16 protein-coding genes and 1 pseudogene are annotated in these 17,280 nt (G+C 65.3%); 12 read left to right on the top strand and 5 right to left on the bottom strand.

The annotated features are described in order from the left end of the window. Positions 1-6: 6 nt before the first annotated feature. The 4 genes from AC56LV_RS19790 to crtB are packed head-to-tail and all read left to right on the top strand — an operon-like array spanning position 7 to position 5,027. The gene (locus AC56LV_RS19790; RefSeq protein ID WP_499560112.1) at positions 7-1,308 is read left to right on the top strand and encodes a glycosyltransferase; all 1,302 of its coding nucleotides are present in this window, start codon (positions 7-9) and stop codon (positions 1,306-1,308) included. Beyond that, positions 1,301-2,512, top strand: a complete 1,212-nt coding sequence (gene crtY / locus AC56LV_RS19785) for a lycopene beta-cyclase CrtY (RefSeq protein WP_499560111.1) — start codon at positions 1,301-1,303, stop codon at positions 2,510-2,512. Before AC56LV_RS19790 ends, crtY begins: the two co-directional genes overlap by 8 nt. Then, a complete protein-coding gene (locus AC56LV_RS19780; protein ID WP_499560110.1) occupies positions 2,509-4,035 on the top strand; it encodes a phytoene desaturase in 1,527 nt (508 codons plus the stop codon). Before crtY ends, AC56LV_RS19780 begins: the two co-directional genes overlap by 4 nt. Continuing rightward, entirely contained in the window at positions 4,032-5,027 is a 996-nt protein-coding gene (gene crtB, locus AC56LV_RS19775) for a 15-cis-phytoene synthase CrtB (protein ID WP_499560109.1), read from the top strand. Before AC56LV_RS19780 ends, crtB begins: the two co-directional genes overlap by 4 nt. Here the strand turns inward: crtB and AC56LV_RS19770 are convergent. Then, entirely contained in the window at positions 4,933-5,457 is a 525-nt protein-coding gene (locus AC56LV_RS19770; protein ID WP_499560108.1) for a sterol desaturase family protein, read from the bottom strand. The two genes, crtB and AC56LV_RS19770, sit on opposite strands and share 95 nt — an antisense overlap. Before the next feature lie 141 nt (positions 5,458-5,598). Here AC56LV_RS19770 and AC56LV_RS19765 point away from each other — a divergent pair, with 141 nt between their 5' ends. Beyond that, positions 5,599-6,012, top strand: coding sequence for a DUF2141 domain-containing protein (locus AC56LV_RS19765; RefSeq protein ID WP_499560107.1), 414 nt, complete (start codon positions 5,599-5,601; stop codon positions 6,010-6,012). A gap of 6 nt (positions 6,013-6,018) precedes the next feature. Here the strand turns inward: AC56LV_RS19765 and pcp are convergent, their stop codons facing one another. From pcp to AC56LV_RS19745, 4 genes are all read right to left on the bottom strand, one after another. Next, a complete protein-coding gene (gene pcp / locus AC56LV_RS19760; RefSeq protein ID WP_499560229.1) occupies positions 6,019-6,681 on the bottom strand; it encodes a pyroglutamyl-peptidase I in 663 nt (220 codons plus the stop codon). Between the two features lie 2 nt (positions 6,682-6,683). After that, entirely contained in the window at positions 6,684-7,640 is a 957-nt protein-coding gene (locus tag AC56LV_RS19755; protein ID WP_499560106.1) for a DUF979 domain-containing protein, read from the bottom strand. Then, positions 7,637-8,341, bottom strand: a complete 705-nt coding sequence (locus AC56LV_RS19750) for a DUF969 domain-containing protein (RefSeq protein ID WP_499560105.1) — start codon at positions 8,339-8,341, stop codon at positions 7,637-7,639. The genes AC56LV_RS19755 and AC56LV_RS19750 overlap by 4 nt, the downstream gene beginning before the upstream one ends. A 77-nt stretch (positions 8,342-8,418) precedes the next feature. Continuing rightward, the gene (locus AC56LV_RS19745) at positions 8,419-8,721 is read right to left on the bottom strand and encodes a YciI-like protein (protein WP_183557384.1); all 303 of its coding nucleotides are present in this window, start codon (positions 8,719-8,721) and stop codon (positions 8,419-8,421) included. A 210-nt stretch (positions 8,722-8,931) separates the two neighbouring features. Here AC56LV_RS19745 and AC56LV_RS19740 point away from each other — a divergent pair, with 210 nt between their 5' ends. The 7 genes and pseudogenes from AC56LV_RS19740 to AC56LV_RS19710 all read left to right on the top strand — a co-directional run. Continuing rightward, positions 8,932-9,870 carry an alpha/beta hydrolase gene (locus tag AC56LV_RS19740; RefSeq protein ID WP_499560104.1) on the top strand — a complete coding sequence of 313 codons (939 nt, stop codon included), beginning with the start codon at positions 8,932-8,934 and terminating at the stop codon, positions 9,868-9,870. Between the two features lie 245 nt (positions 9,871-10,115). Next, entirely contained in the window at positions 10,116-11,132 is a 1,017-nt protein-coding gene (locus AC56LV_RS19735) for a BMP family lipoprotein (RefSeq protein ID WP_499560103.1), read from the top strand. Between the two features lie 96 nt (positions 11,133-11,228). Continuing rightward, the gene (locus AC56LV_RS19730) at positions 11,229-12,758 is read left to right on the top strand and encodes an ABC transporter ATP-binding protein (RefSeq protein ID WP_499560102.1); all 1,530 of its coding nucleotides are present in this window, start codon (positions 11,229-11,231) and stop codon (positions 12,756-12,758) included. Then, complete coding sequence (locus AC56LV_RS19725) at positions 12,755-13,861, top strand: ABC transporter permease (protein ID WP_499560101.1); 1,107 nt, start codon at positions 12,755-12,757, stop codon at positions 13,859-13,861. Before AC56LV_RS19730 ends, AC56LV_RS19725 begins: the two co-directional genes overlap by 4 nt. A 3-nt stretch (positions 13,862-13,864) precedes the next feature. Beyond that, positions 13,865-14,830: an ABC transporter permease gene (locus AC56LV_RS19720; protein ID WP_183557370.1), complete on the top strand. Its 966-nt coding sequence runs from the start codon at positions 13,865-13,867 to the stop codon at positions 14,828-14,830. 243 nt (positions 14,831-15,073) lie between these two features. Continuing rightward, positions 15,074-16,687 (top strand): methyl-accepting chemotaxis protein, encoded by a 1,614-nt coding sequence (locus AC56LV_RS19715; RefSeq protein ID WP_499560100.1) that lies wholly within the window; start codon positions 15,074-15,076, stop codon positions 16,685-16,687. A 221-nt stretch (positions 16,688-16,908) separates the two neighbouring features. Continuing rightward, positions 16,909-17,274, top strand: a pseudogene (locus AC56LV_RS19710) (methyl-accepting chemotaxis protein); the annotation flags it as partial. Positions 17,275-17,280: the final 6 nt, after the last annotated feature.

The following is a 17,280-nucleotide window of genomic DNA, read 5'->3' as shown; positions in this document are numbered from 1 at the left end:
CCTCGCATGGCGCACTTCGCGGTCGTGGCTCCGGCCCTGTATAGCCACTTCAACACGCTGATGGTGCTGGCGCGCGAACTCGTCACGCGCGGCCACCGCGTCACCTTCATCCATCGCCCGGACGCTGCCGCCTATGTCAAGGATGCACGCGTCGGCTTTCACGCCATCGGCGCGGCTACCCATCCGGCCGGCTCGCTGCCTGCGATGCTCGCACGTGTGGCCAATCCCGGCAGCCCGCTGGGCCTGCGCCGCGTGATCCTCGACATGGCCGCCAGCACCGAGATGCTGTGCCGCGAACTGCCGGCCGCGCTGAAGGAACTGCAGGTCGACTGCGTGCTGGCCGACCAGATGGAAGCGGCCGGCGGCATGGTCGCCGAGAGCCTCGGCATGCCGTTCATCTCGATCGCGTGCGCCCTGCCCGTCAACCGCGAGCCGGGCATCCCGCTGCCCGTGATGCCGTTCGTGTACGAGGACAGCGAGCGCGCCTTCAAGATCGTCGAAGGCAGCACGCGCGTCTATGACTGGATGATGGGCCCGCACCACCGCGCGATTGCGGCACAGGCCCAGCGCCTTGGCCTGCCACCACGCAGCATGCTGCACGAGTGCCTGTCGCCGCTGGTGCAGATCGCGCAGATCGTGCCGGGCTTCGATTTCCCGCGCCGTGAACTGCCGGCGCACTTCCACCATGTCGGGCCGCTGCACGCGGCCAATGTGGCGCCGGCCTTGAGCCCCCAAGAACTGGCGCCGTTCCTGCCGCCGGCCTCCAGCACGCGCCCGTTCATCTACGCGTCGCTCGGCACGCTGGTGAGCGACCGTTACCCGCTCTTCAAGCGCATCGCCAAAGCCTGCAAGCAGATCGATGCCGACCTCTTGATCGCGCACTGCGGCGGCCTGAATGACGCGCAGGTGCGCGCGCTCGAAGCCATCGGCAGCACGCGCGTGCACGCGTACGTGCCGCAACTGGCCGTCTTGGCGCGCGCCGACGCCATCGTCTCGCATGCGGGTGCGAACACGATCATGGAAGCGGTGGCGGCGCGCACGCCGATCCTGGCGCTGCCGATTGCCTTCGACCACCCGGGCGGCGCCGCGCGCGTCGAGTTCAGTGGCGTTGGCCTGCGCGCTTCGCCGCGCATGAGCAGCGTGGCCGACCTGACGCGCAAGCTGCGCCGGCTGCTGGCCGAACCCGATTTCGCCGCACGCATGGCGCCGCTGTCCGACGCTATCCGCGTTGCCGGTGGCGCGCCGCGCGCGGCCGACATCATCGAGACCGCACTGCACCTGCCGACGGCGGTGGCCAGCCATGGATGAGCGCAGCAACAGTAGTCGCGACAGCATCGACCACGACCTGATCCTGGTCGGCGGCGGCCTGGCCAACAGCCTGATCGCCTGGCGCCTGCAGACCGAGCGGCCCGAACTGCGCATCCTGCTGCTCGAGCAGGGCCGGCATCTGGGCGGCAACCATACCTGGTCATTCCACGACAGCGACCTGACTGCGGCCCAGCTGCGCTGGATCGCGCCGCTCGTCTCGCACCGCTGGCCGGGCTACGACGTTGTCTTCCCCGAGCATGCGCGCGCGCTGAGCGGCGGCTACGCCAGCATTGCCTCGCCCGATTTTGCGCGCACGATCGAAGCCGGCCTGGGCCCGCTGCTGCGCACCGGCGTGCGGATCGACGCCGTCACGCCGACGAGCGTGCGGCTGGCCGATGGCACGCGGCTGCATGCGCACGCCGTCATCGACGGGCGCGGCCCCAGCGCCAGCCCGCACCTGGCCCTGGGCTACCAGACCTTTCTGGGCCAGGAAGTGCGCCTGCACGCGCCGCACGGTTTGACGCAGCCGGTGATCATGGACGCGAGCGTGGCCCAGCAAGGCGGCTACCGCTTCGTCTACCTGCTGCCGTTCGGCCCCGACCGCGTGCTGATCGAAGACACCCATTACGTCGACAGCGCCGTCTGGGAACCGGAGCGGCTGCGCGCCAATATCGCCGCCTACGCCGCCGGGCGCGGCTGGCAGATCCGCGACGTGCTGCGCGAAGAACAGGGCTCGTTGCCGATCGTGCTGGCAGGCGACTTCGACCGCTTCTGGGATGCCCTCGATGGCCAGCCAACCGTCGGCCTGCGCGCCGGCCTGTTTCACCAGACGACCGGGTATTCGCTGCCGGTAGCCGTGCGCCTGGCCGAGCGCATCGCGGCCCTGCCCGACCTGGCGGCGCCATTTGCGGCACAATCGCTGTTTGCTGCGATCCGAAAAGAAGCGCGCGACGAATGGCAGCGCCAGGGCTTTTTCCGCATGCTCAACCGCATGCTGTTCATGGCCGGCAGCCCCGACCACCGCTGGCAGGTGATGCAGCGCTTTTACCGCCTGGGCGCGCCGATGATCGCGCGCTTTTACGCCGGCCGCCTGACATTCGCCGACAAGCTGCGCCTGTTGACCGGCAAGCCGCCGGTCCCGGTCATGGAAGCCTTCGTCGCCGTCCGCAAGACACAACCCCATCAGATCAGGAATCCCGAATGAACCAGATGAAAATCGAACCCAAGCGCGCCGTCGTGATCGGCGCCGGCTTCGGTGGCCTGGCCCTGGCCATCCGGCTGCAGGCCGGCGGCACGCAGACCACCCTGCTCGAAAAACGCGACAAGCCGGGCGGCCGCGCCTACGTCTACGAAGACCAGGGTTTTACCTTCGACGCCGGCCCCACCGTCATCACGGATCCGACCGCGATCGAAGAACTGTTCACGCTGTGCGGCAAGAAGATCGGCGACTATGTCGAGATGCTGCCGGTGACGCCGTTCTACCGCCTGTGCTGGGAAGACGGCACCTTCTTCGACTACGCGAACGATCAGGAAGCGCTCGACCGCCAGATCCATGCCCTCAATCCGGCTGACGTGGCTGGCTACCAGCGCTTTCTCGCCTATTCGAAAGCCGTGTTCGACGAGGGCTATCTGAAGCTGGGCGCGGTGCCGTTCCTGTCGTTTCGCGACATGATCAACGCCGGCCCGAAGCTGGCGCGCCTCGAAGCATGGAAGAGCGTCTACAGCATGGTCTCGCGTTTCGTGAAGAACGAGCACCTGCGCCAGGCGTTCTCGTTCCATTCGCTGCTGGTGGGCGGCAATCCATTCGCCACCAGCTCGATCTACACCCTGATCCATGCGCTGGAACGGCGCTGGGGCGTCTGGTTCCCGCGCGGCGGCACCGGTGCGCTCGTCAATGGCCTCGTGCGCCTGTTCCAGGACATGGGCGGCAAGCTCGAACTGAACGCTCCAGTGGCGCGCATCGAAACCGTCGGCAACCTGGCCAGCGGCGTGCGGCTGGAAGACGGCCGCTGGTTCCCGGCCGACGCCGTCGCCTCGAATGCCGACGTCGTGCACACCTATGCCAACCTGCTGAGCAACCACGGCCGCGGCAGCAGCCAGGGCGAAACGCTGCGCAAGAAGCGCTGGAGCAATTCGCTGTTCGTGATCTACTTTGGCCTGAACAAGCACCATGAGCAGTTGCAGCACCACACGGTCTGCTTCGGCGCGCGCTACAAGGACCTGATCACCGAGATCTTCAAGAGCGACAAGCTGGCCGACGACTTTTCGCTGTACCTGCACGCGCCGTGCGTGACCGATCCGTCGCTGGCGCCACCGGGCTGCGGCAGCCACTACGTGCTGGCGCCGGTGCCGCACCTGGGCAATGCGCCGATCGACTGGGATGTCGAAGGGCCGCGCTACCGCGACCGCATCTTCGACTACCTCGAGAAGCGCTACATGCCGGGTCTGCGCAGCCAGCTGGTCACGAGCCGCATCTTCACGCCGAACGACTTCCGCGATGAGCTCAATGCCCACGTGGGCTCGGCCTTCTCGCTCGAGCCGATCCTGACGCAAAGCGCCTGGTTCCGTCCGCACAACCGTGACGCCGAACTGCCGAACCTGTACCTGGTCGGCGCCGGTACCCACCCGGGCGCGGGCGTGCCGGGCGTGATCGGTTCGGCCAAGGCCACGGCCGGCCTGATGCTCGAAGGTGTCAACGCGGGAGCGCATGCCGGAGGGCTGCGATGACGACGCAGGCCGGCCAGAACCTGATGGCGCACGCGACCCAGACCATCGAGGTCGGGTCGAAGAGCTTTGCAGCGGCGGCCAAACTGTTCCCGCCGGCCACGCGGCGCGCCGTGCTGATGCTGTATGCATGGTGCCGCCACTGCGACGACGTCGTCGACGGCCAGGAGCTTGGCTTTGCCAGCACCCCGGTGGCGCAGGTCACGCACAATGCGCCGTTCGAACTTGACCGGCTGTACGACAATACCCGCCGCGCCTACGAGGGCGAGCCGATGCGCGACCCGGCGTTTGCCGCGTTCCAGGAAGTGGCGCTGGGCCACGCGATCGCGCCGCGCTATGCGTACGATCACCTGGCCGGCTTTGCGATGGACGTCAACGAGGCGCGCTACCGCACGATCGACGACACGCTGCGCTACTGCTACCACGTGGCCGGCGTCGTCGGCCTGATGATGGCGTCGATCATGGGCGCACGCGACGAGGCGGTGCTCGACCGGGCCTGCGATCTGGGGCTCGCGTTCCAGCTGACGAATATCGCGCGCGACATCATCGACGACGCAGCCATCGGCCGCTGCTACGTGCCAGATGCGTGGCTGATCGAGGCCGGCATCCAGCCCGACCTGGTTGCGTTGCCGCGCAACCGGGCCGCGCTGGCGACAGTTGCGGCGCGCCTGGTGGACCATGCGGAGCCGTACTACGCGTCGGCGTCGATTGGCCTGGCGGCATTGCCGCTGCGTTCGGCGTGGGCGATTGCCACGGCGCGCAATGTGTATCGGCAGATCGGGGTGGAAGTGAAACGGCGCGGACCGCGCGCGTGGGACAAGCGGGTCGGCACGTCGAAGGCGACCAAGCTGCGCCTGCTCGCGCTGGGCGGGCTGCAGGCGCTGGCCTCGCGCCTGAAGTCTAGTCGCGAGCTACCTGTGCGGCGTGGTCTGTGGCAGCGGCCTGGCCGCGCGGACCCCGCAGCTGGTTCTGCTGGGCCTGCAACTGCTGCTTGAGTTTGGTGACGGGCGGCGCGTACAGAAAGCCGAACGACACGGCGCCCTCTTTGCCCTCGACCGCATGGTGCATGCGGTGGGCCTGGTACAGGCGCTTGAAGTAGCCGCTGCGCGGCACGTAGCGGAACGGCCAGCGCTGGTGCACCAGGCCATCGTGGGCGATGAAGTACAGCAGGCCGTAGCCGGTCATGCCGGCGCCGATCCATTCGATGCGCCCGTAGCCGCGCGTACCGAACCAGATCAGCGCGATGGCGATGCCGGCAAAGACGACGGCGTACAGGTCGTTTTTTTCGAACCAGCCGGTGCGCGGCTCGTGGTGCGAGCGGTGCCAGCCCCAGCCGAAGCCGTGCATGATGTACTTGTGCGCGACGATGGAAAACAATTCCATGAAGGCGATGGTGGCGATAACGATGAGCGCGTTGAGCAGCATAATGAAGTAAGCGCCTTGATGGGGTGGCGGGCATGGAAGCGGATGCCGACAGCCTAACATGCGACCGCCGCGCACGGTAGCGCAGCAACGGCGGCAGGCGGTCAAACACGATACACCAACAATTGAACCATTGGAGAATACATGCAATCGACTTTCCGTACTTTAGCACTCGCCGCAGCATTCTGCGCAGCAGGCAGCGCCTCGGCCGCATCGATCGAAGTGCGCGTCCAGGGCGTCACGGCCAAGGGCAAGGTACTCGTCGCCGTGTGCGACAAGAACACCTTCCTGAAGGATTGCGCGTATTCCGGCTCGGCCCCGGCGAAGGCGGGTGAAACGGTCGTCACGGTCGACGGCGTGCCGACCGGTTCGTGGGCCGTGCTGTCGTATCAGGACGAGAACGACAACGGCAAGCTCGATCGCAACGTGCTGGGCATCCCGAAAGAGCCGTACGCATTCAGCCGCGATGCCCGTGGCCGTTTCGGTCCGCCGAGCTTCGAGGATGCAGCGTTCGAGCTGCGTGACGAGAAAGCCGTCACCACGATCAAGCTGCGCTAATTGGCGTCAGTGCGTCGCGCCGCCCGCTTCGCGCAGGTCGGTGTCGACGCCGAGCGTCACTTCCACCGCCAGCTTGACCCCGGCGATGATGTCTTCCAGCGCCATCGACGGTGGCGCATCCGGTCGCGCAGCTGCCTGCTCGGGCAGGAACGGCACATGGATGAAGCCCGCCTTCATCGGCTGCGACTGCGGCTGCGGCTGCGTCGCAGCGTGGTGCATCAAGCCATAGAACACATGGTTGCAGACGAACGTGCCGGCCGTCTGCGATACCCCCGCCACCAGCCCCCGTGCACGCAGCGCGTGCACGATCGCCTTGATCGGCAGCGTTGAAAAATACGCGGCCGGACCGTCGGCGGCAATCGCCGTATCGACCGGCTGCTGCCCGCCGTTGTCCAGGATCGACGCATCGTCGACATTGATCGCCACCCGCTCGACCGAGATATCGGGCCGTCCGCCCGCCTGGCCGACTGCGATCACGACGTCCGGATGCAGCTCGTCGATCAGCGCCGTCAGATCCTCGATGGCGTCACCGAACACGCACGGCAACTGGCGCACCTCGACCTGGAAACCGTCGCCCTGCCAGCCTTCGAGCGAGCGTACGGCCTCCCAGGCCGGATTGATGGTGGCACCATTGAACGGCTCGAAGCCCGTCAGCAGAACAGTCTTGATCATCACAGGTTCATCAAAAAGTAGAGCAGGAAGATATTGGCCACCAGGATCGGCAGCGCACTCGGGATCTGGGCCCGGATCACGGCGTTCTTGTCGGGCAGTTCCAGCAGCGCGGCCGGCACGATATTGAAGTTGGCCGCCATCGGCGTCATCAGGGTACCGCAATACGCGCTGAACATGCCGATCGCCGCCATCACGGCCGGGTTGGCGCCGTACACGCCCACCAGCACCGGAATGCCGACGCCGCCGGCCATGACGGGAAACGCGGCAAAGCCGTTGCCCATCACGATCGTAAACAGCGCCATGCCGAGGCAGTACACGGCCACCGCGATGAACGCCGAGTCCAGCCCGATATAGGTCGTCGTCAAGTGCGCCACTGCCTTGCCCACGCCCGCTTCGGAAAACAGCAGGCCCAGCACCGCCAGGATGTGCGGCAGCACGACCGCCCAGCTCATCGCGTCGACCAGACGGCGCGCTTCGCGCACGCCCTGCAGCGGCGTGGCGCGCGTGAGCCAGCACGCGGCAATCAATGCCACGACTGCGCCGCAGCCCATGCTGACGATGGTGATGTGGGCCGGATCGAGGAGCGGCAGGCCGCCCAGCTGCACATCCTTCAGCAGGGTCGCGCCGATGACGGTCACCAGCGGCAGCAGCAGCGCCGGGATGAACAGGCGATTGCCCAGCCGCGCGGCGCTGGCCTGGCGCGCTTCCGGGGCCAGCGCACTGGGCTGGCCGGCCTTGACGCCGCCAAAACCGGCCAGCAGCGCCATGCCGATCATCAGGGCGCCGACCGCCGCCAGCGGCAGCGCTTCGCCCGCCAGGTACAGCAGCGCGTACAGGCCCCAGAACAGCGCCGTCGTGACCCGGCGCGGATTGCTGCGGTCCACCAGGTTCATGATGGCCACGGCGGCCAGCAGCAGGCCGACGAGGATGTAGAAGTGATCGATCGAGAGCGTCATGCGGCGCCCTTCTCGCCCAGCACGGCGCGGGCAATCTCAGCGTCCAGGCGGCGCAGGTTCCAGGCGTGAATGACGAACGCCGTGATCGCCGTCGGGATGCCCCACAAGGCGATGTGCAGAGGATTGACCTCAATGCCTTCGGCCTGCAGGATCGTGTGCATCAGGACGATGGCGCCGAACGCAACAAAGATGTCTTCGCCGAAGAACAGGCCGATATTGTCGGTGGCAGCCGACATCGCGCGGATGCGGTAGCGGATGCGCTGTGGCAGCGGGCCGTGTTGCGCCTCGGCCGCCGCCTCGGCCATTGGCGCCACCAGCGGGCGCACCATCGTCGGATGGCCGCCCAGGCTGGTCAGGCCCAGCGCCGCCGTGCTTTCGCGCGCAAACAGGTAGACGATCAGCAGGCGCCCGGCGGTGGCAGACCGTACCTTGCCGATGGCGGCCTGGGCGCGGTCACGCAGGCCGAAGCGCTCGAGCAGGCCGATGGCGGCCAGCGGCAGCAGCAGGATGAGTGGCAGGTTGCGGGTCTTGAGGAAGGCGGCGCCAAGCGTTTCGAGCAGCGTCATGACGGACATCGCCGCGGCAACGCCCGTCACGCCGCAGGCGGCCACCGCCACCAGCACCGGATTGGCGCGCAGCACGAACCCGACCACGATGACGACCACGCCGAGCAGTGGCCACAGATTCACAGCAGATTCCATTGCATTCCCCGGCGGTGATAAACGCGGGCAATCTTACCCGATGTTCATGGGGCGCCGAGGCGAATGTCGGATGAAGGTTAGCCCGGCCGGACGGGATTGGTCGCCAGGTCACCGACGACCGTATTCCACTGGCGCACATGGAAGGCGCGCACGAGGCCATTGAGCACGTACGGATCGCGCGCCGCGAACAGTTGCACCAGCTCCGCGGTCTCGCAGTCGAACACCAGGACGGCCTTGTCGGCCGGCTCGGCCATGGCGCCGGCAAGTATCAGCTCGCCACGCTCTTGGGCTTCCCACGCCAGCGCCAGGTGGGCGTCGCGAAACTCACCGCGGCGTTCGAGATAGTCGGGGGCCAGATCATAGGTCAAAAGAAAATGCACGAAGACTCCAGGAGATGGCGCGTGGCCGGGTGCATCAATCCTACCGGAAAGCCGAACAAGTGGCGCAAGCGTGCTGTCCGGCATCGCTACCACGGGGCAGGCTCTGCTATGTTGGAATAAAACAACTTTTTGACTGCAAAACCGTCATGAAACATGCATAGAAGAATGCCTCTAAGAACAAAACTCGACAGCAGGCGTAGACTTGGAAGCATGGACAGGTCGAAAAAAATGGCGGCAGGAATCACTGGACTGGCCAGCATGCTGTGGCTGGGCCTGACCGCTGCCGTCGCGGCCAACCAGCGCCGTCTCGTGTTCAATCCGACGCTCGAACGCGAAGTCAAAAGCCCCCGTTCGAGCGGTCACCGCACCCGCCCCGTCGTCTTGCGCGCGAAAGACGGCACGCGCCTTGCCGGCTGGCTGATGACGCCCGTCATTCCCGGTCCGCGCCCGGCCGTGCTGTATTTTGGCGGGCGCTCCGAAGAAGTGTCGTGGGTTGCGCGAGACGCCGGCAAGCTGTTCCCCAACATGACCGTGCTGGCGATGAATTACCGTGGTTATGGCGATTCGCAAGGCATCCCGGCCGAGATCCACATGATTGAGGATGGCGCCCTGCTCTACGACTGGCTCGCCACACGCGGCCAGGTCGACCCGCAGCGCATCGCCGTGGTCGGCCGCAGCCTGGGCTCGGGCGTTGCGGTGCAGGTAGCCCGCGAACGCCCTGCGCACTCGGTCGTGCTGATCACGCCGTACGACTCGATCCTGGCGATTGCCAAGCGGCGCTTCCGCGTGATGCCCATCGAATACATGCTGCGCCACCGCTTCGAGTCGATCAAGTACGCCCCGATGCTCAAGGCCCCTACCTACGTGCTGCGCGCCGCCAGCGACGATGTCGTACCCCACTTCCATACCGACCTGCTGGTGGCCAAGCTGGGCGCGCTGGTGGCCGACGAGGTGGTGCCGGACTCCGACCACATGACCATCCCGTACCTGCAAGCGACGCATGACATGGTTGCCGGCTTCCTCACGCGTCAGTTCAATCAACCGGTGACGCCGGCCGCTGCGGCAGCCGTGGCCGATGCCGTGGCCAATGCCACGCCACCCGTCGAAACGACGGCGGCAGCGCCCGATCTGGCCCTCTCCGCAAAATAATCGCTGAATTTGTCAGCATTTATATTTCCAGCGAATAAATTGGGAAGTAAAATCGTATTTGTCATCAACTTGCAGCTTGATGCATATTTGACAGCTTGTGCCCGAAGGGCGCGGGCCTGGCCTCAACGCCCCTCCCCAGATACAAACCGTAACCACTTGCACGGCGCCGTGCTGCGACAATCGCGCAGCCGATCCCATCGCAAGGCATGCGGCGGGTACAATATCGCTATTCCAGGAGCTCAACCATGAAATTCAAGCAACTCAGCATCACCGTGGCGGCCATGTGCCTTGCCGGCAGCGCGCTGGCAGCGCCATCGACCGCACCGATCGCCGCGCCGAAATTCGGCATGGTCTACGATGCGGGCGGCAAGTTCGACAAGTCGTTCAACCAGTCGGCCTTCGAAGGTCTGCAGCGCTTCACGAAAGAGACCGGCGTGAAGGTGTTCGAGGTGCAGGCCAATAGCGATACCCAGGCCGAGCAAGTCATGCGCGGCCTGGCGCGCAAGAAGGTCGACCTGATCGCCGCCATCGGTTTCTCGCAAACCCAGGCCGTGCAAAAAGTCGCCCGCGAATTCCCGAACGTGCGCTTCATCCTGATCGACAGCGTGGCGCAAGGCCCGAACATCGAATCGGTGATGTTCAAGGAGCAGGAAGGCGCGTACCTGGTCGGCGTGGCATCGGCCATGGCGTCCAAGACCAAGAAGCTCGGCTTTGTCGGCGGCATGGACATTCCGCTGATCCGCGCATTTGCCTGCGGCTACGGCCAGGGCGCCAAGGCGCAGGCGCCGAAAGCTGAAATCATCCAGAACATGGTCGGCACCACGGCAGCAGCCTGGAACGACCCGGCCAAGGGTGGCGAACTGGCCCGTGCGCAGTTCGACCGCGGCGTGGACGTGGTCTTCGCCGTGGCCGGCGGCAGCGGCATGGGCGCGCTGCAGATGGCCAAGACCAAGGGCAAGCTGGCCGTGGGCGTCGACTCGAACCAGAACTACCTGCACCCGGGCACGATGCTGACCTCGATGGTCAAGCGCGTCGACGTGGCAGTGTACGACTCGTTCATGGCAGTCAAGAAAGGCACCTGGAAAGCAGGCGTCACCTACAAGGGCCTGAAAGAAGGCGGCGTCGACTGGGTGCTGGACAAGGATAACCGCGCGGTCGTCACGCCGGACATCGAAAAGCGCGTCAATGCCGTACGCCAGGACATCATCAACGGCAAGATCAAGGTCATCGATTACCGCGCCGGCAGTTCCTGCCCGGTCTGATCACCTTCATTCCATTCGAAGCGCGCCGCGCCGGTTGATTACCGGTCCGGCGCGCTTTTGAATGATAAGCACACTTCCTTTTTACGACAGATCGCAATGCAGCCAGCCGTAGAATTTCGCAACGTGAGCAAGGCCTTCGGGCCGGTGCAGGCGAACGCCGACGTCAGCTTCTCGATCGCCAAGGGTTCGATCCATGGTGTGATCGGCGAAAATGGCGCGGGCAAATCCACCCTGATGAGCATCCTGTACGGCTACTACCATGCCGACAGCGGGCAGCTCGTCATCAACGGCAAGGAGCAGCAAATCCGCTCGAGCCAGGAAGCCATCGCACTTGGCATCGGCATGGTGCACCAGCACTTCATGCTGGTCGAGAACATGACGGTGCTCGACAACGTGATGCTCGGGGCCGAAGGCGCCTTCAAGCTGTCGAAGAAACGCCGCGAGACGGAAGTGAAGCTGCGCGAAATTTGCGCGCGCTACCACCTCGACGTCGATCCGCTGGCTGTGATTTCCGATTTGTCGGTGGGCGCGCAGCAGCGCGTTGAAATCCTCAAGCAGATCTACCGCAGCGCCGAGATCCTGATCCTGGACGAGCCGACTGCCGTGCTCACCACGCAGGAAATCGCATCGCTGTTCGACATCCTGCGGCTGTTCAAGGAACAGGGCAAGACCATCATCCTGATCACCCACAAGCTGGGCGAGATCATGGACATCACCGACCAGGTGACCGTGATGCGCGCGGGCCGCCTGGCCGGCGCCGTCGCCACGGTCGACACCAGCAAGGAACAGCTGGCCAACATGATGGTCGGCCGTCCGATCGAAGGCAACCTGCCGCGCAAACCCTATGCGCCAGGCACGCCAGTGCTGCAGGTCGAGAACCTGCAACTGAAGGACGCCAACGGCGTGCAGCTGCTGGGCGACATCGCCCTGTCGGTGCGCGCTGGCGAGATCGTCGCCATTGCCGGCGTGTCGGGCAATGGCCAGAGCGAGCTGATGCACATCCTGTCGGGCATGCGCCTGCCGACCTCCGGCACGGTCTCACTCGAAGGCAAATCCCTGCCCTTCGCCGGCCGCTCGAACGCCGACGGCCTGCCCGCCGAACTGCGCGACATGGGTATCGGCCACGTGCCGGAAGACCGCCTGCGCGACGGCGTGATCAAGGATTTCTCGGTCATGCAGAACACCGTGTTCGGCTACCAGGAGCGCGTCACGAAGGGCATGGGCCTGTTCGATTTCGACGCCATCGCCAAGCGCTGCGCCCATTTGCTCGAGGCATTCGACGTGCGCCCGAAAGACCCCAACGTGCGCATCGGCCTGCTATCGGGCGGCAACCAGCAGAAGGTCGTGATCGCGCGCGAAGTGTCGGGCTCGCCGAAACTGCTGCTGGTGGGCCAGCCCACGCGCGGCGTGGACATCGGCACCATCGAGAGCATCCACACGCAACTGCTGCGCCTGCGCGACGAGGGCGTCGCGATCCTGCTGGTCTCGACCGAGCTGGAAGAAGTGCGCGCGCTGGCTGACCGCATCATCGTGATGTCGGGCGGGCGCATTACCGGCGAATTGCCGATCGACGAATTCGACACGACCCGCATTGGCCTGTTGATGGGCGGGATGCACAAATCATGAAAACCACTGAACTCCCACGCTGGGCCTCGGGCTTCGTCCTGCCGGTCCTGAATCTGCTCTCTGCCCTGCTGGTCGCGGCGCTCGTGATCCATCTGCTGGGCGAAAGCCCGGTCGAGTCGCTGCAGATCCTCGTCAACAGCGCCGTCATCAATCCGGAAGGCCTGTCGTACACGCTGTTCTATGCGTCGACCTTCGTGTTTACCGGCCTGGCCGTGTCGATCGCGATGAAGGCGGGCCTGTTCAACATCGGTGCCGAAGGCCAGATGTATCTGGGCGGCCTGGGCCTGACGCTGGCGATGCTGGCGTTCGACGCGACGCTCTCGCCGTGGCTCCTGATCCCGCTGGCGATCGTGGCCAGCGCCGTCTTCGGCGCCGCCTGGGCCTTCCTGCCGGGCTACCTGCAGGCCAAGCGCGGCAGCCACGTGGTGGTCACGACCATCATGTTCAACTTCATCGCCGCCGGCCTGATGAACTTCATCATCGTCAAGTACATGATTCCCGAGGGTGACCAGAACCCGGCCAGCCGCACCTTCTCCGACGCTGCCGCGATCCCGCTGCTGTCGAACTGGCTGCCGTTCTTCGGCGAGAGCACGCCGCTGAACCTGGCCTTCCTTCTGGCCCTGGTCGCGCTGGTGGTCTACTGGGTGGCCGTGTCGCGTTCGAGCTGGGGTTACCGCTTGCAGGCCACGGGCCTGAATGCCCACGCCGCGCACTATGCGGGCGTGCGCATCAGCCGCACGATCATCATTGCGATGCTGATCTCGGGCGCCCTGGCGGGCCTGGCGGCGGTGAACTCGATCCTCGGCTCGACCCACTACCTGAGCCTGAACTTCCCGGCCGGTGCGGGCTTTATCGGCATCGCGATTGCGCTGATGGGCCGCCAGCATCCGGTGGGCATCCTGCTCTCGTCGATCCTGTTCGGCGCGCTGATCCAGGGCGGTTTCGACCTGTCGCTGGAAAAACCGAACATCCCGCAAGAGACCTTCATTTTCATCCAGGGCCTGATCATCCTGTTCTGCGGCGCCATGGAAAACATGTACGCGCCGGCGGTCCTCAAACTGATCAACGCAACACGCTCCAACAACGGTGCAAGCAAGGGATAAGCCATGGAAGACTTCCAGTTCGCCAGTATCGTCGTCTCCACCATCCGCAACGCACCGGTGCTGATGTTCGCGGCCATGGCCGGCCTGTTCGCCGAGCGCAGCGGCGTGGTCGACATCGGCCTCGAAGGCAAGATCCTCGCGTCGGCCTTCGTGTCGGCCGGCGTTGCCTACACCTACCAGGATCCGTGGCTCGGCATTGCGGCCGGCATCGTGGCCTCCGTCGTGCTGGCGCTGATCCAGGCCTTCGTCTCGATCACGCAAAAGGGCAACCAGCTCGTGGCCGGCATCGCGATCAATATCGCCATGAGCGGGCTGACGTTCGTCGTGGCCCAGTACTTCTTCCAGCAGGGCGGGCGCACGCCGGACCTCGGCGAGGCGCGCCTCGCGAGCGTCATCCTGCCCGGGACCGAACTGGTGGCCGACGTGCCGGTGCTGGGCTGGGTCTACGGCAGCCTGATCGGCGGGCACTCGGTGCTGGTGTACCTGGCCTTTGCCCTGCTCCCGATCGTGCACTGGGTGCTGTTCTACAGCCGCTTTGGCCTGCGTCTGCGCGCCTGTGGCGAAAACCCGCATGCGGCTGACGCAGCCGGCATCTCGGTCCAGCGCACCCGCTACACGGCGATGATCATCGCCGGTGTGCTGTGCTCGTTCTCGGGCGCCTACCTGTCGATCGTCCAGAGCGGTTTCTTCCTGCGCGACATGTCGGCCGGTGCCGGCTATCTGGCGCTGACGGCGCTGGTGTTCGGCAACTGGCGCCCCGTGCACACGGTGCTCGGTTGCATGATGTTCGGCTTCTTTGCCGCGGTGCAGATCCAGATCGAAGGCGTCGACCTGCCGGTCGTGGGCCGCATTCCGGGCTCGCTGATCCAGATGATTCCGTACATCGTTACCGTGGTCGTGCTGGCTGGTTTGATGGCCAAGTCGGTGGCGCCCAAGGCGCTGGGCAAGCCGTTCGTCAAATCGCGCTGATCGTTCGCCGGCCGGTGCCTGAACAACGACGCTGCCACCCCGGCAGCGTCAAACGTTTCAGGGGTGCGTGTACCGCGAAAACTTCGTCTGTACAACGCGTGACCATCGCGCGACATTCCGGAAAAGTGATCGTACTTCGCACAATTTCTCCGGATTTTCTGTTCCGAATCTGTGAAAATGTAGTGCCTTGTGGCAATACTTTGTATGCCACGAATTTTGCTTTTCACCGATAGACGGAATTTCATGAACTTTCAAAATCTCAAGATCCGCACGCTGATCCTCGGCGGCTTCGCCACCATCCTCGCTGCAATGGTGCTGCTGGTTGGCATTGGCCTGTTCCAGATGCAGAAAGCGGAAAACCTGACCGACGAGCTGACCGGCGAGAGCCTGCATCGCCTCGCCCTGCTGCAGGAGTGGCAGGCCATCATCGAGACCAACGCCGCGCGCACGATCGCCGCGATCAAGATGACCGATGCGAACGACGAGAAATATTTCCTCGACGCGATCGCCGAATCGTCCAAGCGTTCGGACGTGGTGCACAAGGAACTGACCACGAGCCTGGCGAACAACCCCGCCGCGATGGCCCTGTTTGCCAAGGTCGACGAGCAGCGCGAAGGCTACCGCAAGGCGCGCAAGAGCGTGATGGCGCAGAAGGCGGCGGGCGACGATGCGGCTGTGCGCAACTTCCTCAATACCGACATGCTGCCGCGCGTGCAGTCGTATCTCGAGAGCCTGCGCGCCATGGTGAAATTCCAGAAGGATGTCGTGGCCGCCGATTCGGCCAAGATCGACGAGAGCTTCGCAACGAGCCTGAAGCTGCAGGTCACGCTGGCCGCCCTCGCGCTGGTCTGCGGCGGCCTGTTCGCCTGGTGGATCGGCCGCCGCATCACGACCCCGCTCGAAGAAGCCGTGCTGGTGGCGCAAACCGTCGCCACGGGTGACCTGAGCAGCCAGATCGTCGTCCAGGGCAACAACGAAACGGGCGCGCTGATGGGCGCCCTGAAGGACATGAACGACAACCTGGTCGGCATCGTCAGCCAGGTGCGCAGTGGCACCGACACGATCGCCGAAGCGGCCGACCAGATCTCGGCCGGCAACCTCGAACTGTCGGCCCGCACCGAGCAGCAGGCCGGCGCACTGGAAGAAACCGCATCCTCGATGGAAGAGCTGACCTCGACCGTGCGCCAGAACGCGGACAACGCGCGCGAAGCCAACACCCTCGCGCAGAACGCCTCGCAGGTGGCCGGCCGCGGCGGCGACACGGTCGGGCGCGTCGTCCAGACGATGGACGCCATCACCGATTCGTCGAAGAAGATCGTGGACATCATCGGCGTCATCGACGGCATCGCGTTCCAGACCAATATCCTCGCGCTTAACGCGGCAGTCGAGGCAGCGCGCGCCGGTGAACAGGGTCGCGGTTTCGCGGTCGTGGCTTCCGAAGTGCGCAATCTGGCGCAGCGTTCGGCGGCAGCAGCGAAAGAAATCAAGACCCTGATCGGCGACTCGAGCGCCAAGGTCGAAGAAGGCAGCCGCCTGGTGTCGGATGCCGGCGCGACGATGCAGGAAATCGTCGACAGCATCGGCCGCGTAACGAGCATCATGTCGGGCATCGCCATGGCCAGCCAGGAGCAGTCGGCCGGCATCGAACAGGTGAACCAGGCGATCGCGCAAATGGACCAGGTGACGCAGCAGAACGCAGCGCTGGTCGAAGAAGCAGCCGCCGCATCGACGTCGATGCGGGAGCAGGCGAAGGCGCTGTCGCAGCTGGTGTCGACGTTCCGCTTCGAAGCGCAGCAGGCGCGTCCCGCGCTCAAGAGCGCGGCGCGGCCGGCGCTGGGCATGCGCGAGGCCGCATAACGCGGAGTACCTCATCCGCCACATGAAACGCCGGGTTCGCCCGGCGTTTTTTTTACGGTTTGAAGGAAAACATAGCCAGCACAATCAGCCGCCAGAACAGCCAGGGTCAGGTCTGACATTTGGACACGGACTCTGCTTTAGTCCGTTCATCAGGGCTTTTATAGCTAGACTTTTGTTGAGCTCGTGTCTGAATGCCAGACCTGACCCTGTCGTGCTAGACCCTGATCGGCGACTCGAGCGCCAAGGTCGAAGAAGGCAGCCGCCTGGTGTCGGACGCCGGCGCGACGATGCAGGAAATCGTCGACAGCATCGGCCGCGTGACCAGCATCATGTCGGGCATCGCCATGGCCAGCCAGGAGCAGTCGGCCGGCATCGAACAGGTGAACCAGGCGATCGCGCAGATGGACCAGGTGACGCAGCAGAACGCGGCGCTGGTCGAAGAAGCGGCCGCCGCATCGACGTCGATGCGGGAGCAGGCGAAGGCGCTGTCGCAGCTGGTGTCGACGTTCCGCTTCGAAGCGCAGCAGGCGCGTCCGGCGCTCAAGAGCGTGGCGCGGCCAGCGTTGGGGATGCGCGAGGCCGCATAACGCAGG

The organism is Telluria sp. RB2R28, assembly GCF_059685835.1.
This window is presented reverse-complemented; position numbering and strand designations above follow the sequence as displayed.